This window comes from Ruminococcoides intestinihominis, from assembly GCF_040096285.1.
Classification (GTDB): domain Bacteria; phylum Bacillota; class Clostridia; order Oscillospirales; family Acutalibacteraceae; genus Ruminococcoides; species Ruminococcoides intestinihominis.
The window spans coordinates 1-2,155 of the sequence record NZ_JBBMEY010000087.1 but is presented as its reverse complement, the minus strand read 5'-3'; the positions used below and the strand labels follow the sequence as shown (position 1 = coordinate 2,155).

Annotated in this window: 1 protein-coding gene; it reads right to left on the bottom strand. The window is 43.9% G+C overall.

Annotation, left to right across the window (positions count from 1 at the left end; all coding sequences use genetic code 11):
• Window positions 1-11 precede the first annotated feature (11 nt).
• The coding region (tcpF, locus tag WMO18_RS10790) for a conjugal transfer ATPase TcpF (protein ID WP_367286604.1) at window positions 12-2,155 on the bottom strand (2,144 nt) is incomplete at its 5' end.

Genomic DNA, 2,155 nt, shown 5'->3' with positions numbered 1-2,155 from the left:
CCTTTCTTTCATCACTCCACCTCATTTCTCTGTACGGGCGGTCTGGTATCAAAGGCGTGTAGCAGTTCTTCAAAGACGGGGTGTATCTGTACTACACCGACACGCCCGTATAAGTCCTGCAATAAGCATTGTCCGTTCTCCAAATCACGAAGCCGTTTCTGGTTGTTCTCGTCGTCCTTGTCAATACCGAAAAATTCTAGGGTCTGCTTTATCTCGTTGATGTCAGTAGAACGGAAAGCGAATTTCAAGCCGATATTGTTTTTCAGACTTTCTTTTGACACGTCCCCAGAAGATTGTGTAACAAAATAAACGCCTGCCTGCATAGCCCGTCCAGCACGAACCAGCTTATTTGATAAAGTTTCGCCTTGTGCCACGTTTAAGAACGCCCACGCTTCGTCCAAATCGACAATCTTAAAAATGCTTCTGTCCGAATGGATAAAATCAAGGGCAAAGGTACTAATCACAATCAGCATAGACACCGACAATAATTCAATGGTCGTGTATTCCTCAAAGGTCGTGTCCTTATCTGGCAATACTAAGTCCGCTACTTGAATGATATTGAGTTGGTTATCCAGACTGATTGCATTTTCTACCGTACCGTCTGAAAACAGCAGGTGTGCAAAGTCGTAGTCCGTGAAGCTGTCGATATGGTCTGCGATATTTCTTGCTATGGGCGTATCTTCACGGCGTAGCTCGTCTATCACATGGAGCAAGCCTCGTTTGTCGCTCTGGGTAACGGAACGAACCGCCTTACGTAACACAGGAAATTTTTCGCCGTCCCTAGAGGAAATACCCGTAAGGAATGTTAAAATGTCGATTGCCAGACTTTCAGCGTCTTTGACATTCTTCATAATCACAAACGGGTCAAGAAGTCCTGCATTGCCTTTATCGCTTGTTAGGTTTACGATATTGATTTCATGGGCGATTTCTGGAAGTGTTTCTTTCCAGTTGCCACGCTCACTTTTAGGGTCTAACAGAAGTGCTTGACCGCCAAACAGCACCGCGTAATATACCAGAAGATTGTTACAGAACGATTTCCCACCGCCAAGCGAACCGACAAAAGCAGACGCTAAAGCGTTGGTAACTGTACCTTTTACACCTTGACTGGCAAGGGACGGTTGCAGGTACACATTTCTTCCCGTATCAACAGAATAGCCCATATAGATACCCGTAGTTTCTCCTAACTGCTGTGTCGCACCAAAACCAAGCCCTGCTAGAAAATCTGATTTTACATACTGCACATAATCATTGATATATCGCTTGCTGGCTGGTAAAAATTCAGAATGAAGCCCCAGCATATCCCCAGCAGGACGCACCAGCTTTACATTGAGGTCGTCGTAAAAATCCTTGACTTCATCACAACGGCGTTTTAATTCGTCCAAATCATCAGCCGATACACGCACCACATAAGAGAGCTTATACATACTTTCTTTTGTCTGGTCTAAGTCCGTTTCCAGCTCGTCCACGCTGTCTAATGCGTCCACCACATTAGAACTGGTTTCACTTCCTGCTTGATAGGCGTGATTATCCAAATCTTTCAATTCCTTTTTCTTATTTCTTACTGTGGTAAGAGCCTTTCGGTTCTCCACGATTTCTACATTCATAGAAGTATCAACGGGGAATGTGAATTGCTGTTGCTGGAAATAGAAGATTTCACTTGACGGAAAATCAAGCTCGCCAACAATCGCATTGACAGTAAAGTAGGACACATAGCTTTCCTTGTCCTCATGTTCCAATCGTAAATACCGCTGGCTTTCCTCAATCACACACCTTGTCGGACGGATAAGGTCGTAGTATTTTATCAGCGTTTCTTTCTGCAAGTTCTTCTTTGGTAGCTGGTACTCATAATCTTCATAAGCGATACCGTCCCTTCCGTAAAGATGTTCCATGAGATACCCAAAATCATTGATTTCCAAGCGACGCACCTTAAAGCGACGGGAGATTTTATTTTCCAGTAACTTTTCCATTTTCATGTAACGGTTGATTTCATCATTCGGCATGGAAACAAAATCACTCATCAGCGTGTGGTTCACTTCATGGAGAAATTCTGTGAACGTCAGCCACGCCGATTTTTTGATGTTCTTCAGATTGAGCTGTTCTTCCGTAACCATGAGCTTAAAGCCAAGAAAAAAGCGGTAGTCCACTTGATTGTCCC